Origin of the sequence: Campylobacter showae (genome assembly GCF_900699785.1) — a bacterium.
Lineage (GTDB): Bacteria > Campylobacterota > Campylobacteria > Campylobacterales > Campylobacteraceae > Campylobacter_A > Campylobacter_A showae_D.
This window is the reverse complement of the sequence record NZ_LR535679.1, coordinates 385,320-401,841: the sequence shown is the minus strand read 5'-3', so window position 1 is coordinate 401,841 and position 16,522 is coordinate 385,320. Positions and strand designations below refer to the sequence as shown.

Sequence of the window (16,522 nt, the reverse complement as noted above, 5' to 3'; positions counted from 1 at the left end):
AATTTTCCGCCAAAATGGCGAAATTTTAGCAAAAAGCGGCTAAAATCATAAAAAATATTTTAAGGAGTAGTCATGGAAGAGAGTATCCCGTTTATCGTATTTGCCGTGGTCGTGCTGGCCTTTGCGGTCTTGTTTTTAAAAGCCGGTATCAAGATTATCTCGCAGTCTGATATTTACATCGTCGAGCGTTTGGGTAAATTTCACAAGGTGCTTGACGGCGGATTTCACATTATCATCCCCTTTGTCGACCAGATCCGCGCCGTGATCACTGTAAGAGAACAGCTAGTAGATATCACGAAGCAGCAAGTCATCACTAAAGATAACGTAAATATCAGCGTCGACGGCATCGTGTTTTTAAAGGTCGTAGACGGCAAAATGGCTCTGTATAACGTCGATAGCTATAAGCGCGCGATCGCAAATTTAGCCATGACGACGCTGCGCGGCGAGATCGGCGCGATGAATCTTGATGATACGCTTAGCTCGCGCGACCGCCTAAACTCCGCGCTACAAAGAGCGCTCGGAGACGCCGCCGATAACTGGGGCGTAAAGATCATGCGCGTCGAGATTTCCGAGATCTCCGTCCCGCACGGCATCGAAGAGGCGATGAATCTACAAATGAAAGCCGAGCGCGAAAAACGCGCGATCGAGCTAAAAGCGCAGGCTGAAAAAGAGGCGCTCATCCGCAACGCCGAGGCGCTAAAGCAAGAAAAAGTCCTGCAAGCCGAAGCCATCGAGCGTATGGCTGATGCGAAAAAATACGAGCAAATCGCGCTAGCCACGGCTCAAAAAGAGGCGATGGATATGATAAACGAAAGCATGGCGCAAAACGCCAAAGCAGCCGAGTTCCTGCTCGCGCGCGACCGCGTCGGAGCCTTTAACGAGCTAGCCAAAAACGGCTCGAAAGATAAAATTTTAGTCCCTTACGAAGCGACCGAGCTCATAGGCTCTCTAAGCGTCTTAAAGGACTTTTTGGGCGCTAGGGCGGCGAAATGATACCCGCGTACTTGATGCTGGCTGCGGGCGTGGGGCTAATCATGCTCGAGTTTATGCTGGGCAGCTTTTTCGTGCTATTTTTCGGACTTGGATTTTTGGCGGTCGGAGTTTTGGGGTTTTTCGTCGATATCGCTTGGGAGTATCAAATTTTACTCATCGCTATCGTCTCGCTAGTCCTGCTTTTTGCGCTCAGAAAGCCGCTAAAGGCCAAATTTAACCAGCACGAAAGCGAAGTTAAGGATGATTTTTTAAACGAGAGCGGCGAGGGCGAGATCAGAGAGGGTATGGTTTATTTTAAAGGTACTTTGTGGCGCTACGACGGAAATTTAGCCGAGGGTGCAAAGGTGCGCGTGCTTGGCACTAAAGGCAATAAGGTCGTTTTACAGTGGGATTAAATTTGAGCTTTTGAGGCGGCCGAGTGTTTTAAATCTAAGCCGCCTTTTACCGCTCAAATTTAAAAGATGTCGATGAAACTTGCCGCAGATGCGTACTATACTGGAAATAAGGCTAAAGTCGTAGGGGTTTTGTTTGAAAACTTTAGCGACGAAAAGCCGCTCAAAATCATCTCAAAGGTAGTTGGCAACGTAGCGCCCTATGAGAGCGGAAGCTTTTATAAAAGGGAGCTGCCGTGCATCGTCTCGCTTTTGCAGGATTTGGATGTACGGGATATCTCGCTCATCGTGATCGACGGTTTTGTTTATCTTGACGACGAGGGCGGATACGGTCTGGGCGGGCATTTATACGAGTGCTTGGAGCGCAGAGTGCAGGTCGTGGGCGTAGCTAAATCGCCTTTTAAAGGTAGCTGTAAATTTGTAAGAGAAATTTGCAGAGGCGGTAGCAAAAGGCCGCTTTTTATTAGCGCGATCGGCATGGATGTAGACGAAGCGGCGCGGCTAGTAAAGGGGATGAGCGGCGAGTTTAGGATGCCTAGCTTGCTTAAAATTTTAGACGACGAGACTAAAACCGAAATTTAACTACTTTGTTGTGAAATTTAACTTGATTTTGATGTTGCCGGCAGGCGTAACTTTGATGAGGAAATGCGATCAAATTTGACCTTGACCGCATTAAATTTTAGTGTTTGTGATGAGGACAGGCGTGCGCTTCGTCGCTTGCGCGGCTTTTGTCATGATGAGGGCACTCTTTATGCTGCGCGCAGCCTTGCGCTTTTGCGTCGCATTTTGGGCATGGCTTTGATTTGGCGCTCTCGCCGCTACAGCCGTGACTTTTGCCCGCTCCGTGATTTCCGTGATGAGGACACTCTTTCATCGCTGTGTGAGACTGTGCGCAGCTAGCGTTTGCCATGCCGTGATGCGGGCAGCTAGCGTCTTTTATCTGCGTAGCGTGGCGATACTCCTGCGCGTTTTGTTCGGCGGGAGCTGGTTTGTTTGCTGCGCAGCCTGCAAAAAACAGCGCCAAAATCGCAGCTAAAACTAAATTTTTCATCTTTTCTCCTTTGATAAAATGTCTCGCGATTTTATCAAATTTAAGCTTTATAAATCTGGTTAAATTTGAGCGGACGGCAAAAATGGGTTAAATTTAAATGCCGCGGCAAATTTGATGCCCCGTCTAGCGCCAAAAGGGCTAAATTTCTTAGCTTGGCCGCGTTTCTTACGGATTTTAAAATCATTTCTTTTTCCTTTGCGTTGAGGCGCGAAACGATATCCGCAAGACGTTAAAAAAACGTGAATTTATCAAAGATAAAAGCGTTTTTTGCTAAACTCGCGTAAAAAATTTAAAGGAAAAATTTGAATAGACTAAGCGTGGACGAGGCGGTAAATTTGATAGAAAACGCCGAGCTAAACGAGCTTGGAGCGATGGCTCTAGCGCGCAAACGCGAGCTGCACTCTGACGGCGTCACGACATTTATCGTGGATAGAAACATCAACTACACGAACGCGTGCTGGGTGGACTGTAAATTTTGCGCGTTTTACCGCGATCATAAGGACGAGGACGCCTACGTTCTTAGCTTTGAGGAGATTGGGCAAAAGATCGAGGAGCTCATCGCTATCGGCGGGACGCAAATTTTATTTCAAGGCGGCGTACACCCGAAGCTAAAAATCGAGTGGTACGAGGATCTCGTGGAGTTTATCGCGAAAAACTACCCAAGCATCACGATTCACGGATTTTCGGCGGTCGAGATCGACTATATCGCGAGGATCTCGCGCATAAGCACCAGGGAGGCGCTACGCCGTCTGCGAGAAAAGGGGCTCTACTCGATGCCCGGAGCCGGAGCAGAGATACTTAGCGACCGCGTCCGAGACGTGATCGCGCCTAAAAAATGCGACGTGCAGACCTGGCTGCGGATCCACCGCGAGGCGCATGAGGAGGGGCTAAAGACGACGGCTACGATGATGTTTGGTACCGTCGAAACAACGCGCGAGATCGTGGAGCACTGGGAGCATATCAGGAGCTTGCAGGATGAGACTGGCGGCTTTAGAGCGTTTATCTTATGGAGCTTTCAGGGGCTAAACACGCGCCTAGCCGCCGAACGTCCAGAGATCAAAAAGCAAAGCTCGAATCGCTATTTGCGCCTGCTTGCGGTCTCTAGGCTGTTTTTAGACAACGTACCTAACATCCAAAGCAGCTGGGTCACGCAGGGCAGCTACATCGGGCAGCTGGCGTTACTGTTTGGCGCAAACGATTTAGGTAGCACGATGATGGAGGAAAACGTCGTCAAGGCCGCGGGCGCTAGCTACCGTATGAATCAAGACGAGATGATACGCCTCATCAAAGACATCGGCGAAAAACCCGCCAAACGCAATACCAATTACGATATTTTAGAAAGGTTTTATTGATGAAAATCATAAATTTAAAAGCCGCAAATTTACAAATCCCTACCGTTTACGAGGCGAGCAAAACCCTGCCCGCGGTGAGCCTAAAGCTTATTTTCAAGGTCGCGGGAGCTTGCGCGGAGGAAAAAGCGGGGCTTGCTAAATTTGTCGCTAAAATTTTTGACGAAGGCACGCTAAACAAAGGCGCGGCGGGCTTTGCCAAAGAGCTTGAAACGCGCGCGATTAGCCTTTACGCGAGTGCTGGATTTGAGACCTTTACGTTTGAGCTAAACTGTCTAAAGGAGCACTTTTCTTTTGCGCTTGCCAAACTAAAAGAGCTTTTGGAGGAGCCCAATTTAAGCCAAAAAAGCTTTGAGAAAGTGCGAACTCTGACTCTAGGCGAGATATCTAGCAACGAGAGCGACTACGACTATCTAGCTAGAGTCGCGCTAAACGGGCTGCTGTATCCTGGTACGAATCTAGCGCGCCCAAGCATCGGCACGAAGCAAAGCGTGGAGAGCATCACGCTAGAGGACGTTAAAAATTTCATCGCTAGCAAGCTTGATCTGGCAAATTTATTCGTAGTGCTGGGCGGCGAAGTGACGCCGGGGGAGCTAAATTTAGACGAGATTTTAAGCTCGCTAAAGCATGGCGAAGTGCGCGAGCTAAAGCTTTTTAAAACCGATGAAAAATGCGGCGAAAAAGCCATCATCAAGCCTAGCGAGCAAGCCTATATTTACTTTGGCGCGCCTTTTGACGTTTCCCGCGAGGAGCGATATAAGGCTAAGGTCGCGACGTTTATTTTGGGCGAAGGCGGCTTTGGCAGTAGACTGATGGAGGAGATCCGCGTAAAGCGAGGGTTGGCGTATTCGGCGTATGCTAGGAGCGAATTTGCGCTCAGCCATTCTCAAATTTGGGGCTATCTACAAACCAAAAACGAAAGCAGGAGCGAGGCGGTCGCGGTCGTGAAAGACGAATTTGCAAAATTCGTCAAAAACGGCGTGAAAGCCGGCGAGCTAGCGCAGGCTAAAAGATTTTTGTTAGGCTCGCAGCCGCTACGCCAAGAGACGCTTTTTAACCGCTTAAACATCGCTCAGAGCGAGTTTTATAACGGCTTTAAACTAGGAAATTTTAAAGACGAGCTAGAAAAAATCTCGAAGCTAAAGCTTGCCGAGCTAAACGCGTTTATCGCGGAGCATGCGGAGATAGAAAAGCTCAGTTTTGCCGTGCTTTACAATGAAATTTGATGAAAAAGACAGAATAAATCTAAAAAAAATCGGCGTAACCACTCTGCTCGATCTAGCGCTAAAGCTTCCTAAAAGCTTTGAAGATACGAGCCTGGCCGCCGCGCCAAAAGACGGGCACGTGAGCGTCGCAGTAGAGATAAAAAGCGCGTATCGCCAAGGCGGAATGCTGCACGCCGTATGCTGGTGCGAAGCGTGGGAGCAAAACGTCAAAATCGTGATTTTTAACGCCAAGCCTTGGCATCACGGCGCATTTAAGGTCGGCAAAAGCGTGTTTGTGAGCGGCAAATGCGCCTACGCCTACGGCTCGTGGCAGCTAACCAATCCCAAAATCGTCACAAAAGTAAACGAAATCATACCCAAATACAAGCTCTCTCTCAGAGACGATTCGTTTAAAAATTTGATCCAAAGATACGTAAATTTGCCCAATTTGATTGAGGCGGGACTCGCGCCTAGGGAGGCTGAGTTTTTGCTAGGCCTGCACCGAGGAGACGAAAAAAGCGTCGCGATGCTGGACGCACTCGTTCGCGAAAAAGCGGGCGCGGAGGTGCTAAAATTCGTAGAAATTTACAACTATCTAAAAAAGCTAAACGCTAAAAAAACTCGCTTTAAGGCGCCTAAAATCAATCTTTTTGATATCTCGGAGTGGCTTAAAAATTTACCGTTTGCGCCGACAACCGATCAGCTAAATGCTATCGCCGATCTGCGCGCGGACTTTAGCGGCGAAGAGGCGGTGCGACGCGTCGTGATGGGCGATGTGGGCAGCGGCAAGACGCTTGTTATGCTAGCCGCCGCGCTTAGCGTCTATCCCGGCCCTGCGCTCATTATGGCGCCCACGTCGATATTAGCCGAGCAAATTTACGCCGAGGCGGCGCGTTTGCTGCCTGATTTTATGCGCGTTTTGCTTGTTAAAAGCGGCGACAAGCCTGAATTTGACGGGGTAAATCTCATCGTAGGCACGCATGTTTTGCTTTATCAAAGCTTACCCACAGCGCCTTTGGTGATGATAGACGAGCAGCACCGTTTCGGCTCAAATCAACGCGAGAAAATCAACGCTCTAGCTAGCGGAGGGCTTGGGCAAGAGACGCAACCTGGCGGGGCTGAGGGCGAATCTAGCGGTAAATTTGACGGTAGCGAGCAGGCAAATTTGACCGCAACCGAGCCCGAAAAAAGAAATAAGCAAACAAAAGCGGCGAACGAGACTAAGGCTCACGTGGTGCAGTTTTCGGCAACGCCGATCCCGCGCACGCTAAGCATGATACAAAGTAGTTTCGCGGAGTTTAGTTTCCTGCGGCAGATGCCTTTTGAAAAGCACATCCACACGCAAATTTTACAAAGCGCGGACTTTGGCGAGTTACTGGCGCATATCAAATCGCAAATCGCTAAAGGCAAGCAAGTCGCCGTGATATACCCGCTCGTGGAGGGCAGCGAAAGCTCGAACTATCAGGGGCTAGAGGAGGCGCAGGGGTTTTGGCGGGCAAATTTTGCAAACGTTTACGTCACGCACGGCAAGGACAAAGAAAAAGAGCAAGTGTTGCGCGAATTTCGCGAGAGCGGAGACGTGCTGCTATCGACTACGGTGGTCGAGGTCGGCATCTCGCTGCCAAGGCTTAGCACGATCGTGATCGTGGGCGCGGAGAGGCTTGGTCTAGCAAGCCTGCATCAGCTGCGCGGACGAGTGGGGCGAAACGGCGGGAGCGGATTTTGCTTTTTGTTTACAAAGCTTAAAAATCCGCCGTCGCGCCTGAGGGAGTTTTGCGAGACGCTGGATGGCTTTAAGATCGCCGAGATAGACCTTAAAAATCGCCAAAGCGGCGACATCCTAAATGGCGCGTTTCAGCACGGTGCGACGTTTGAATACTACGACTACGAAGAGGAGATCACGCAAGCGGCGAAGGATAGGCTTGGGATTTAGCTAAATTTGCCGTTGAGTCGGCAAAATTTGGCTGCTTGCTTGAGTATTTCTCTGTTTATTTTTAAATTTGAAATAAAATCGGTAAAAAATTGCGTTCAGAATTTTATGATTTTTAAAATTTACTTGAAACAAATTTACAGATAGTTTTTTGGAGTGTTTTTAACCCAATTAAAGCTCCCGTGATTGCATGGTTTATTATTGCTTTTTTGCGGATTATTAAAAAGAGAATTGGCATGAAATTAAATGCTTGCGGTTGTGACTTTTTATAAAAGCTAGAGATTACTAATTTGCGCTCATATTGAAATATGGTTTTTATGCAAGGCAACTTAAAAAGCGAAGTAGTAAATTTAAAAGCGGATTGGTGACCCTTACGAGAATCGAACTCGTGTTACCAACGTGAGAGGCTGGTGTCCTAACCGCTAGACGAAAGGGCCAACAATGATAAAATAAATCGTGGTGCCCCGTGTAGGGCTCGAACCTACGACCCCATCATTAAGAGTGATATGCTCTACCAACTGAGCTAACGAGGCAAATGGCGCAGCGGACGGGGCTCGAACCCGCGACCTCCGCCGTGACAGGGCGGCATTCTAACCATCTGAACTACCGCTGCACCTAAAATGGTGGTCGCTATAAGACTCGAACTTATGACATCCACCTTGTAAGGGTGGCGCTCTACCAACTGAGCTAAGCGACCCAAATTTAACAAAAAAATAAATGGTGTCCTGTGCTGGACTCGAACCAGCGACCCCTTCATTAAAAGTGAAATGCTCTACCGACTGAGCTAACAAGACAAATGGCGCAGCGGACGGGGCTCGAACCCGCGACCTCCGCCGTGACAGGGCGGCATTCTAACCATCTGAACTACCGCTGCACCTAAAATGGTGGTCGCTATAAGACTCGAACTTATGACATCCACCTTGTAAGGGTGGCGCTCTACCAACTGAGCTAAGCGACCAAAAAGACTAAATCGTGGCGACCCTTAAAGGATTTGAACCTCTGTTGCTACACTGAGAGAGTAGAGTCCTGGGCCACTAGACGAAAGGGTCTATGTAAAAAAATGGTGTCCTGTGCTGGACTCGAACCAGCGACCCCTTCATTAAAAGTGAAATGCTCTACCGACTGAGCTAACAAGACATTTTTCAAAAAACGAAACGTGATTATATATAAAAAAGGCTGATTTGTCAAGACAAAAAGCCGCTGTTTTTTAAATTTAGCCGCAAATTTGATTTAATTTAACAAATTTTGCGTTCATTAAAATCACGAAAAAAATCAAATTTGACCCAAATTTAAAAAGGCAAAATTTGACTGAAAAACCAAAAAGGGATTTTGCAATCCCTTAAATTTAGCAAGAAAAGCAGGTTTTAAACTCGTATGGAGTAGGTCGCGCTTCGTACGGCCATACTTGACTCTCGAATTTATAATGCTGATACGCATTTATAAACGTCGGAGTCATGATCGGATGAAGGTATTCGTTATCGCGAATTAGCGCCTCTAGGCTACCTCTTAACGTGTGTGGGAGCTGCTCGATACCGCGTTCGCGGATCTCATCTAGGTGTAGTTTAAATAAATTTTCATCCATCGGACCGACCGGTTCCATCTTATTTTTTACGCCGTCAAGTCCCGCCATCAGCATCGCTGAAAAGGCCAAATACGGGTTTGCCGTACCGTCGGGGAAGCGCATTTCGGCGCGGACCGATTTTTCTCCAGAGCCGTATGGGATACGGATCGAGGCGGAGCGGTTTTGGCTAGAATACGTTAGGATTGACGGCGCCTCAAAGCCCGGGATCAAGCGTTTGTAGCTGTTTGTGCTAGGGTTTGTAAAGGCCGCGACGCTCCTTGCGTGTTTTAAGATTCCGCCGATGTACCAGCGCGCAAAATCGCTCAAATTTGCGTATTTTCCTTCGCCGTAGAATAAATTTTTGCCGTCTTTCCACACCGACTGATGCACGTGCATGCCGCTACCGTTATCGCCGTAGAGCGGTTTTGGCATAAATGTCGCCGTTTTGCCGTTTAGGTGGGCGACCATTTTGACGACGTATTTGTAAATTTGCACGTTATCGGCCGCTTCAAGAAGGGTCCCGAATTTAACCCCCAGCTCGCCTTGTCCTTGCGCGACCTCGTGGTGTCCTAGCATGACTTCAAGGCCGACTTGCTCTAAAACCTGCATCATCTCGGCGCGCAGATCAACCATGCTGTCGGTCGGTTGCGTCATTAGATAGCCGCCTTTTCTTCTTGGGCGGTGGCCGGTGTTGTAGCTGTCTTTAAAGTCTCTAGCATCGTTCCACTCGCCTTCTTCGCTATCTACTTCAAACATCGCACAGTTTGGGCTGTCTACTATTTTTACGTTATCAAATATAAAAAACTCATTCTCCGGCCCAAAATACGCCACATCGCCCATGCCGCTTTCTTTGACGTAGGCCATAGCTTTTTTGGCTATCGAGCGCGGGCATTTTTCGTAAATTTGACCCTTGTAAATGTCGTAAATATCGGCAAAAACCACGACCGTAACGTCGGCGGTAAATGGATCTAAAAAGGCGCTAGTTGCCTCGGGGCACATCAGCATATCGCTTCTTTCGATCGGTTGCCATCCTCCTAGCGAGCTCGCATCCATCGGTATGCCGTTTACGAAGTGATCTTTTTCTACGAATTTTATGTTATAAGATATGCTGTGCCAAGCGCCGTTCATATCGGTAAATCTAAAATCCACGAATTTGACCTCGTGTTCTTTGCAAAAATCAAAAAAATGATCGACACTTTTTACGAATTTTCCCATTTTTCGCTCCTGTGTTTATTGATTTTGTAATTTTATCATAAAATTTTACTTTTAAGATTAATTTAAATAATTTTTTCTACCCGATCTAAAATTTTACAAATTCTCTATCGCGGTTTTGAAATACCGCACACTTGCTAAAGCCTAAATTTCTAGCGATTTGCTCGCATTTTTCGCCGTTTAGACCGACTTGGTCCTTAGTGTGCGCGTCCGAGCCAAACGTGATAGGGATTTTTTTTTCGGCGATCATTTCTAGTAAATTTACGCTCGGATACTGCTCTCCGACCGGTTTTCTAAAGCCGGCCGCATTTATCTCCACCGTCAAATTTGCCTTTTTTATAGCCTCGATTGCGTCTTTGGCGAGGAGTCTAACGTCAGTTTTTGGCATAAATTTAAATACCTTTAGCAAATCCAAATGCCCGACTATGTCAAATTTACCCGACTTTGCCATCTTTTCGACGCAGTAAAAATAATCCCGCCAAATTTGATCTATGTCGCGTTTTTTGTATTCGCCGATAAATTCGGGATTGTCAAAGCCCCAGCCGCCCAAAAAATGCACCGAACCGATGAGGTAATCGACCTTGCGCCCTAAAACCCGCTCGTCCATAAAGCCCTCTAAAAAATCGACTTCGTATCCCAGCAAAATTTTAATCCGCCCGTCAAATTCGTCTCTGAGGCGCAAAATTTCGCTCTCGTAAGAGGGTATTTGCGAAAATTCCATACGGTACGCCTCGTCAAATTTCATCGGCGCGTGATCGCTAAAGCCAAAATACTCGCAGTTTGAATTTATCGCGCTTAAAACATACTCTCTAGGCTCATCTACGGCGTGTTTGCAAAGCGGCGTGTGGTTGTGCAGATCGACTCTCATTTTTATCCTTAAATATTTTGCAAATGCTACCTAAAATTTAATAAATTTAAGGATAAAGTTTGGGTTTTTAAACTTATATTTCGTTAATTTTCTATATAATCAGCCCAAATTTAAATAGGAGATTTTATGACGCAAGAAGAACTTGACGCCTTGATGGCGGGCGATTTTGAAGATGAAGAGATCGGCGAGGAAACAGCGGAAGAAATTGCGCCGCCTGCGGAAGAGAGCGCGAAAAAAACCGATCCGGCGCCGAGTGAACAGATAATAAACTACGAGGGCACCGAGATGCGTATATCCTCGAACATGCCGTGGCCTCCGCCTCCACCGACGGACGATCACAAGATGGTTCATCAGCTAGACGACGTCACAAAGGATAGCGAGGAAAAAGCCACGCAGATGTTTGACAAGCTTGATGCGATCAATAACTTTTCTATGGACGCGGAGAGCGGACTTAGCGAGATTATCGGCGGTATCGAGGCTAATATCGAAATTTTTACGAAACTACACGAAAAATTCCCGAATATCGCCGCTTTTTCCGAGGCGCTAGAGAAAAATAACGCCCTAAAAAGCTCCGCCGAAATGACGCTAGATAACGTCAGGATGGCTGAAGACGAGATCATGATGGCGATGGATATGATGCAGTATCAAGACATCCACCGCCAGAAGATCGAGCGCGTCATCAACGTCATGCGCGCGCTTAGCAAGTATATGAGCAGTTTGTTTGAGGGCAAGATCGACGACGAGAAGCGCGTATCTTCGGCCGTGCATATCGCTGGCGATACGCACACCGAAAACCTCGTCAGTAACGACGATATCGAAGCTCTGATAGAAAGTTTGGGCAAAAAATAGTGCTAAAGCCTGAGCTTTTATCTCCCGCGGGGAATTTAACCAAGCTAAAAATAGCTCTAGAGTACGGCGCAGACGCGGTTTATGCATCGGTGGCGAGCTTTTCGCTTCGCACTCGTTCGGCGCGCGAATTTAACCTTGAAACCTTTAAAGAAGCTATCGAATACACGCACGCAAAAGGCAAGAAATTTTACGCGACGGTAAACGCGTTTCCTTTTAGCTCGCAAATCGAGCCGCTAAAACGCCACTTGCAAACGATATCGGCGATGAAGCCAGATGCCTTTATCATCGCGACTCCTGGCGTCATGAGCCTGGCAAAAGAAATAGCCCCCGACATCGAGATCCATCTCTCGACGCAGGCAAACGTCATGAATGCTCTGGATGCCAAAATTTACCACGAAATGGGCGCAAAACGCATCGTCGTGGCGCGCGAAATGAGCCTAAAAGACGTCGTGAAGATAAAAGAGCAAATCCCGACGCTGGATATCGAAATTTTCGTGCACGGCTCGATGTGTTTTGCGTATTCTGGGCGCTGTTTGGTCAGCTCCGTGCAAAGCGGCCGCCAGTCAAACCGCGGTAGCTGCGCCAACGACTGCAGGTTTAAATACGAACTCTACGCAAAGAGTGAGGAGAGTGGTGTGCTGTTTCGTCTCGAGGAGGACGAAAGCGGTACGCACATAATGAACTCTAAGGATTTAAATCTATCCGCTCACATCAAAGACATCATCGAAAGCGGCGCGGTCGATAGCCTAAAGATCGAAGGCCGCACGAAAAGCGAATACTACGCCGCCTGTGCAACTAGAGCCTATCGCATGGCCGTAGATGACGCAGTGGCTGGCAAATTTGACGCGCAAATTTACGCCGGCGAGCTAAATACGCTAAAAAATCGCGGTTTTACCGACGGCTACCTGGTAAATCGCCCGTTTGAAAAGGCTGATACGCAAAATCACGCCAGCAGCCTAGAGGAGGGCACCCATCAGGTAAACGCCATGACTTTAGACGGCGAGTTTTTTAAATGCAAATATAAAATTTTCCCGGGCAACGAGTATGAGATAGTGGCTCCACTGGGCGCTCAGATAGATGAGGGCGAGAGCGAAATCTCGCAAATTTTTGGTCGCGACGGCAAGAAATTTATCAAATTTAAAAAGCTCGTAACCAAAAAAGGCAAGGAAATAGCAGAAATCCACAGCGGCAACGAAAACGAAGTAAATTTGGGCGCGAAGTTGCCTAAATTTAGCTTTTTAAGAGAGGAAATAAAATGAAATTCGTATCTATAATAATGGGAAGCAAGAGCGACTACGACGTAGTTAGCGAGGCGGCGAAAACGCTTGAGAAATTTAACGTCCCTTACGAGCTAATCATAAGCTCCGCGCACAGAAGCCCGAAGCGAACTAGCGAATACGTCGCCGCAGCCGAGGAAAAGGGTGCGCAGGTATTTATCGCGGCAGCCGGCATGGCGGCGCATCTAGCGGGCGCTATCGCAGCAAACACCACTCGCCCCGTGATCGGCATACCGATGGCAGGCTCCGCGCTTAGCGGCGTGGACGCGCTTTATTCGACCGTGCAGATGCCAGGCGGTATGCCTGTGGGTACAGTCGCTATCGGCAAGGCCGGCGCGGTAAACGCAGCCTATCTGGCGCTACAAATTTTAGCCCTAAACGACCAAAATCTAGACGAAATGCTAAAGGCCGACCGAGCAGCTAAAGCCAAGCAGGTGGAGGACGACTCGGCGAAGGTGGAAGTTTTACTCGCCTAAAGGAGCAAAGATGCAGACATACCTAAATATAGACGAATTTTGTAAGCTCGTGCACCTAGAGCGCGAGGTGATCGAGGGGATGATAAACCGAGGCGTGCTAAATACGAAAGAAGAAGACGGCGAAATCCTCATAGAAGCCAGCCAGGGCACGATGAGTGTGGTGCCTAGCGTCGTGGCCGTACCTGCGCCCCAGATCGGCGCGGATGGCTTTAGCTTCGTAGAAAAGACGATCGGTACGATACTGAATTTGCACGAAAAGGTGCTAGATGCCAAAGACGAGACGCTAGAGACCCTGCGCAACGAAAATAAGTTTTTAAAAGAGGCGCTAATCTCGATGCAGGAGCTCTACGACGAGGATCGCCGCACGGTCGAGACGCTCACAAAGCAGCTAAAAAATTCGCAAGATGAAGTCGAGTTTTTAAAGCGAAAATACAAACTCATGTGGAACAAAGCGGTTGAAAATTTCAAAGGCGACAAGGAGTAGTCATGGAAATTTTAGCGGTAGAGGGTTTTAAAATTTATGGACTAAGAATTCGCACCAAAAATGCCGACGAGATTAATGGCGACGGTAAAATCCCGGCCTTGTGGGCTAAATTTACAAAAGATTTTTATGACGGCAAAAGCGAAATTTACGGCGTTTATTGTAGTTACGAAAACGGCGCAAACGGGCTTTATGATTTATTTATCGGTACGAAGTCGCTTTGCCCTGGCGGTGAAATTTTAGAGATAAAAAGCGGCAAATACGCCGTTTTTAGCTTTCCGAGCGAGCCGCAAAACGTAGCGAAATTTTGGGAAAAAATTTGGAAATATTTTGAAGGCTCGAAACTAAAAAGAGCCTACGAGACGGACTTTGAGTTTTACGGCGGCGACGAGATAAAAATTTATATCTCGGTTTTAGATTAGGAAAAAATGGATAACAAAAATAGCGGATCGATCTTAGGTTTTATCGAAAAATTCGGCAACAAGCTGCCTAATCCTACCATGCTTTTCGTCTATCTTTCTGTTATCACGATTTTGCTGTCGTTTGCGCTAGAGAGGCTCGGAGTTGGCGTCAGCTACCAGGCTATCAAGGACGGGCAGATCTCGCAGCTAAGCGCAAACGTCGTAAATTTGCTCTCGGCTGATAGTATCAGGACTTTTGTTTCGTCCGTCCTTAAAAACTTTACCGGTTTTTATCCTCTTGGCGTGGTTTTTGCGATCATTTTAGGTATCGGCGTGGCGGATAAGGCTGGGCTTTTATCGGCGCTAGTTAAAAAAATCGCCCTAAATTCGTCCAGAAAATGGGTAACTCCTATCGTGATCTTTTTGGGCGTGATGTCCAACGTCGCCTCATCGGTCGGATACGTCGTGCTGATACCGCTTGGAGCTATTTTATTTGCGGGATTTGGGCGCCATCCTATCGCGGGGCTTGCGGCGGCTTTTGCCGGCGTTAGCGGCGGCTGGTCGGCAAATCTGCTAATCGGCACGAACGATCCGATGTTCGCGGCGTTTTCTACGCAGGCGGCTAGCGTGCTAAATCCCGACTACGTCGTTTTAGCTACGGCAAATTGGTATTTTATGATCGCATCGACCTTTTTGATCGTGATCGTTGGCTCGTTTGTAACCGATAGGATCGTCGAGCCTAGGCTGGGTAAATTTAGCTTTGAAGGCGTGCTAAATTTAGACGAGCGCGGCGAGATAAGCGCAGAGCAAAGACGCGGGCTAAAATTTGCCCTCATCGCGTCGGTTATTTTTATGGTCCTTTTGCTAGCGGCGCTTTTACCGTCAAATTCGCTCTTTGGCGCAAAAGAGGGCGAGAGCTTTACGAAGTCCGTTTTCATGCACTCTATCATCATTTTTATGATGCTATTTTTTATAGTGGCGGGCGCAGCTTACGGCGTCGGAGCTGGTACGATAAAAAACAGCGGCGATGCGGTTAAATTTATGGAGCAAGCCGTCGCCGAGCTATCGGGATTTTTGGTTTTGATATTTTTTGCGGCTCAGTTTACTTATCTATTTAACGCCTCGAACATAGGGCTGGTGCTATCGATAAAAGGCTCGGTTTTCTTAAAAGATATCGGTCTAACCGGGCTTAGCCTTATCATCGTTTTTATAGTCGTGATCGCGTTTATAAATTTATTTATCGCTGTGGATTCGGCTAAATGGGCGATGATGGCGCCTATTTTCGTGCCAATGTTTATGAACCTAGGCCTCTCGCCCGAGCTAACGCAAGCCGCGTTTAGGATAGGCGACTCGACGACGAATATCATCACGCCTTTGATGCCGTTTTTCGTGCTGATAGTGGCGTTTATGCAGCGCTACGACAAGGGGCTAAAAATCGGCTCTGTAGTCTCGATAATGCTGCCTTACACGGTCGCGTTTTTGATCTCGTGGGCGGCGCTAATATCGGTTTGGTACGCTTTTGACCTACCTTTGGGGCCGGGCGCGGATATACATTATCTAAAATAAAATTTTAAAAAGGAAGAAAAATGACGTTTTCAGAGATTATTTTGACGTTGCAAAACTACTGGCGCGAGCAGGGTTGCGTGATACTGCAGCCATACGATATGCCTGCGGGTGCTGGCACCTATCATCAGGCGACTTTTTTAAGGAGCCTGGGGCCAAAGCCGTGGGCGACGGCGTACGTAGCGCCTTCTCGCCGCCCGACCGACGGTAGATACGGCGAAAACCCAAACCGCCTGGGTGCATATTATCAGTTTCAGGTACTCATTAAACCAAGTCCGGAAAATATACAGGAGCTTTATCTAAAAAGCCTTGAAAAGCTCGGGTTAAATTTGAAAAATCACGACATCCGCTTCGTCGAGGATAACTGGGAGAGCCCGACGCTGGGAGCTTGGGGGCTAGGCTGGGAGGTCTGGTTAGACGGTATGGAGGTGACGCAGTTTACGTATTTTCAACAAGTTGGCGGCATCGCGTGCGAGCTGGTTTCGGCCGAGATCACTTACGGCCTTGAGCGCCTTGCGATGTATCTGCAGGACGTAAATAGCGTCTATGATATCGTTTGGGACGATAGGGGCGGCAATATCGTGACCTACGCCGACGTGCATAAGCAGGGCGAATTTGAGTGGAGCAAATATAACTTTGAAATCGCAGACGTAGATATGCTATTTCGCCAGTTTGAAAATGCATTCGGCGAGTGCAAACGCTGCCTAGAGGCTAAAATTTCGCTGCCTGCGTACGATTATTGCATGCTTGCGGCGCATACGTTTAACGTCCTTGACGCGCGCGGAGCTATCAGCGTAACGCAAAGGCAAGACTATATCCTAAAAATCCGCGAGCTGGCCAAAGAGTGCGCGCTGACGTATAAAGCCAGCATCGACGCCGCAGCCCAAAACGACGCGAAGGGCGAATAAAATTTG

16 protein-coding genes and 9 tRNA genes are annotated in these 16,522 nt (G+C 48.0%); 13 read left to right on the top strand and 12 right to left on the bottom strand.

What is annotated here, in order from left to right:
• Positions 1 to 72: 72 nt before the first annotated feature.
• The 3 genes from E4V70_RS01945 to E4V70_RS01935 all read left to right on the top strand — a co-directional run bounded on the left by E4V70_RS01945 (position 73) and on the right by E4V70_RS01935 (position 1,967).
• Positions 73 to 993 (top strand): SPFH domain-containing protein, encoded by a 921-nt coding sequence (locus tag E4V70_RS01945; RefSeq protein WP_009493831.1) that lies wholly within the window; start codon positions 73 to 75, stop codon positions 991 to 993.
• The gene (locus tag E4V70_RS01940; protein WP_122862129.1) at positions 990 to 1,388 is read left to right on the top strand and encodes an NfeD family protein; all 399 of its coding nucleotides are present in this window, start codon (positions 990 to 992) and stop codon (positions 1,386 to 1,388) included. Before E4V70_RS01945 ends, E4V70_RS01940 begins: the two co-directional genes overlap by 4 nt.
• A gap of 72 nt (positions 1,389 to 1,460) precedes the next feature.
• Positions 1,461 to 1,967, top strand: a complete 507-nt coding sequence (locus E4V70_RS01935; protein ID WP_122862130.1) for an endonuclease V — start codon at positions 1,461 to 1,463, stop codon at positions 1,965 to 1,967.
• Between the two features lie 97 nt (positions 1,968 to 2,064).
• Here E4V70_RS01935 and E4V70_RS01930 read toward each other — a convergent pair whose 3' ends face one another.
• Positions 2,065 to 2,436, bottom strand: coding sequence for a putative periplasmic lipoprotein (locus E4V70_RS01930; RefSeq protein WP_122862131.1), 372 nt, complete (start codon positions 2,434 to 2,436; stop codon positions 2,065 to 2,067).
• A 302-nt stretch (positions 2,437 to 2,738) separates the two neighbouring features.
• On the opposite strand from E4V70_RS01930, the gene E4V70_RS01925 reads away from it, so the two are divergent.
• From E4V70_RS01925 to E4V70_RS01915, 3 genes are read left to right on the top strand one after another with little or no spacing between them, the layout of a single operon-like run.
• A complete protein-coding gene (locus E4V70_RS01925) occupies positions 2,739 to 3,788 on the top strand; it encodes a dehypoxanthine futalosine cyclase (protein ID WP_122862132.1) in 1,050 nt (349 codons plus the stop codon).
• Complete coding sequence (locus E4V70_RS01920; RefSeq protein WP_122862133.1) at positions 3,788 to 5,011, top strand: M16 family metallopeptidase; 1,224 nt, start codon at positions 3,788 to 3,790, stop codon at positions 5,009 to 5,011. The genes E4V70_RS01925 and E4V70_RS01920 overlap by 1 nt, the downstream gene beginning before the upstream one ends.
• On the top strand, positions 5,001 to 6,923 hold the full coding sequence (locus E4V70_RS01915) for a DEAD/DEAH box helicase (RefSeq protein WP_122862134.1): 1,923 nt from the start codon (positions 5,001 to 5,003) through the stop codon (positions 6,921 to 6,923). The genes E4V70_RS01920 and E4V70_RS01915 overlap by 11 nt, the downstream gene beginning before the upstream one ends.
• Before the next feature lie 359 nt (positions 6,924 to 7,282).
• Here the strand turns inward: E4V70_RS01915 and E4V70_RS01910 are convergent.
• The 11 genes from E4V70_RS01910 to E4V70_RS01860 all read right to left on the bottom strand — a co-directional run bounded on the left by E4V70_RS01910 (position 7,283) and on the right by E4V70_RS01860 (position 10,561).
• Positions 7,283 to 7,357: transfer RNA gene (locus E4V70_RS01910), tRNA-Glu, on the bottom strand.
• A 20-nt stretch (positions 7,358 to 7,377) separates the two neighbouring features.
• Positions 7,378 to 7,453: transfer RNA gene (locus E4V70_RS01905), tRNA-Lys, on the bottom strand.
• A gap of 3 nt (positions 7,454 to 7,456) precedes the next feature.
• Positions 7,457 to 7,533, bottom strand: a tRNA-Asp gene (locus E4V70_RS01900).
• An 8-nt stretch (positions 7,534 to 7,541) separates the two neighbouring features.
• Positions 7,542 to 7,617, bottom strand: a tRNA-Val gene (locus tag E4V70_RS01895).
• Between the two features lie 21 nt (positions 7,618 to 7,638).
• Positions 7,639 to 7,714, bottom strand: a tRNA-Lys gene (locus E4V70_RS01890).
• A gap of 3 nt (positions 7,715 to 7,717) precedes the next feature.
• Positions 7,718 to 7,794: transfer RNA gene (locus tag E4V70_RS01885), tRNA-Asp, on the bottom strand.
• An 8-nt stretch (positions 7,795 to 7,802) separates the two neighbouring features.
• Positions 7,803 to 7,878 (bottom strand) — tRNA-Val (locus E4V70_RS01880).
• A 15-nt stretch (positions 7,879 to 7,893) separates the two neighbouring features.
• Positions 7,894 to 7,969: transfer RNA gene (locus E4V70_RS01875), tRNA-Glu, on the bottom strand.
• A 12-nt stretch (positions 7,970 to 7,981) separates the two neighbouring features.
• Positions 7,982 to 8,057, bottom strand: a tRNA-Lys gene (locus tag E4V70_RS01870).
• A 208-nt stretch (positions 8,058 to 8,265) separates the two neighbouring features.
• Positions 8,266 to 9,696, bottom strand: a complete 1,431-nt coding sequence (glnA, locus tag E4V70_RS01865; protein WP_122862135.1) for a type I glutamate--ammonia ligase — start codon at positions 9,694 to 9,696, stop codon at positions 8,266 to 8,268.
• Between the two features lie 85 nt (positions 9,697 to 9,781).
• Complete coding sequence (locus E4V70_RS01860) at positions 9,782 to 10,561, bottom strand: histidinol-phosphatase (protein ID WP_122862136.1); 780 nt, start codon at positions 10,559 to 10,561, stop codon at positions 9,782 to 9,784.
• A 126-nt stretch (positions 10,562 to 10,687) separates the two neighbouring features.
• On the opposite strand from E4V70_RS01860, the gene E4V70_RS01855 reads away from it, so the two are divergent.
• Genes E4V70_RS01855 through glyQ form a run of 7 tightly spaced genes read left to right on the top strand, consistent with a single transcriptional unit; the run spans position 10,688 to position 16,516 of the window.
• Complete coding sequence (locus tag E4V70_RS01855) at positions 10,688 to 11,410, top strand: chemotaxis protein (protein ID WP_122862137.1); 723 nt, start codon at positions 10,688 to 10,690, stop codon at positions 11,408 to 11,410.
• On the top strand, positions 11,410 to 12,669 hold the full coding sequence (locus E4V70_RS01850) for a peptidase U32 family protein (protein ID WP_122862138.1): 1,260 nt from the start codon (positions 11,410 to 11,412) through the stop codon (positions 12,667 to 12,669). The genes E4V70_RS01855 and E4V70_RS01850 overlap by 1 nt, the downstream gene beginning before the upstream one ends.
• A complete protein-coding gene (gene purE, locus E4V70_RS01845; protein WP_122862139.1) occupies positions 12,666 to 13,163 on the top strand; it encodes a 5-(carboxyamino)imidazole ribonucleotide mutase in 498 nt (165 codons plus the stop codon). The genes E4V70_RS01850 and purE overlap by 4 nt, the downstream gene beginning before the upstream one ends.
• A 10-nt stretch (positions 13,164 to 13,173) precedes the next feature.
• Positions 13,174 to 13,647, top strand: coding sequence for a DUF3972 domain-containing protein (locus E4V70_RS01840; RefSeq protein ID WP_122862140.1), 474 nt, complete (start codon positions 13,174 to 13,176; stop codon positions 13,645 to 13,647).
• A gap of 2 nt (positions 13,648 to 13,649) precedes the next feature.
• Entirely contained in the window at positions 13,650 to 14,066 is a 417-nt protein-coding gene (locus tag E4V70_RS01835; protein ID WP_122862141.1) for a GyrI-like domain-containing protein, read from the top strand.
• A 6-nt stretch (positions 14,067 to 14,072) separates the two neighbouring features.
• Positions 14,073 to 15,611, top strand: a complete 1,539-nt coding sequence (locus tag E4V70_RS01830; protein ID WP_122862142.1) for an AbgT family transporter — start codon at positions 14,073 to 14,075, stop codon at positions 15,609 to 15,611.
• A gap of 20 nt (positions 15,612 to 15,631) precedes the next feature.
• On the top strand, positions 15,632 to 16,516 hold the full coding sequence (gene glyQ, locus E4V70_RS01825; RefSeq protein ID WP_002946299.1) for a glycine--tRNA ligase subunit alpha: 885 nt from the start codon (positions 15,632 to 15,634) through the stop codon (positions 16,514 to 16,516).
• Positions 16,517 to 16,522: the final 6 nt, after the last annotated feature.